The organism is Nocardiopsis oceani (assembly GCF_054777395.1).
Window position 1 is genome coordinate 1 of the sequence record NZ_BAAHAR010000126.1, and the last position, 878, is coordinate 878.

Annotated in this window: 2 protein-coding genes; one reads left to right on the forward strand and one right to left on the reverse strand. The window is 66.5% G+C overall.

Going from position 1 to position 878, the window contains the following annotated elements:
* Window positions 1-657: RNA-guided endonuclease InsQ/TnpB family protein (locus ACYVDG_RS32675; RefSeq protein WP_460764171.1), on the reverse strand; the 657-nt coding region annotated here is incomplete at its 3' end.
* Window positions 658-707: 50 nt separating this feature from the next.
* Here ACYVDG_RS32675 and ACYVDG_RS32680 point away from each other — a divergent pair.
* On the forward strand, window positions 708-869 hold the full coding sequence (locus ACYVDG_RS32680; protein ID WP_460764177.1) for an Arc family DNA-binding protein: 162 nt from the start codon (window positions 708-710) through the stop codon (window positions 867-869).
* Window positions 870-878 lie beyond the last annotated feature (9 nt).

The window sequence follows — 878 nt, forward strand, 5'->3', positions numbered from 1 at the left end:
CTCGGCGTGCGCAAGGTCGTGTTCGGGGCTGGTGGTGGTCGCGACCTCCTTGACGCCCCAGTCGATCCCGATGACCCCACCCGTTTCGGGCAGCGGTTCGCAGGCAGCGGGTACCACGAACGAGGCGTACCAGTGCCCCAGGCTGTCGCGGTACACCCGGACGCTGGAAGGCTGGGCGGGCAGATCGCGCGACCACACGACCGTGATCTGGATGCCCCCGGCCAGGCGCAAGTACCCGTCCTTGAGGCAGAACCCGCGCCTTGTGTAGTTCAGCGTCGGGGCGGCCAGGGCCTTCTTCTTGAACCGGGGCATCCCAAAGCGCTGCTTGAGGGGAACCCGGTTCTTGATGTCCTTGAGCGCCTTGGTGCGGGACTTGGCGAAGTCGCGGATGGTCTGCTGCTGGGGGACGCTCGCACCCGCGCGCAGCCATGCGTTGTCAGCGCGCCATCCGGTGAGCTGCTTGTCCAGCATCGCCGGACCACACTTCTCGCAAGCTTTGTGCGCGGCCTGGGAGGCGGACACGCACTGGTTCCATACCCACCGGCACCGGTCCCACTCGGCCGACAGAGCCCGCTTGGCCGTGGACGACACGCGCAGACGGTAGGTGTACCGGGCATGTCCGGCCTCACCTGCACCCGCGTGCTTCAGTGTCGTCATGACACTAATCATACACCGGCCAGACGTCATTTTTCGTCTATCGTGGAGGTATGGATGAAGACAAGCGCATCACACTGCGGCTCCCCGCGGACCTGCACGCGCGTCTGGCCGACCAGGCCAGGCACGACCGGCGGTCCATCAACTCAGAGATCGTGTACCTGCTGGAGACCGCGCTGGGAGGCGCCGGTTCGCCTGGCGGCGCATCGGCTTGACCTGACCCG

Excerpts from the sequence above, each read along its gene's own strand:
- ACYVDG_RS32680 (WP_460764177.1), top strand. The coding sequence starts at position 708 with ATGGATGAAGACAAGCGCATCACACTGCGGCTCCCCGCGGACCTGCAC.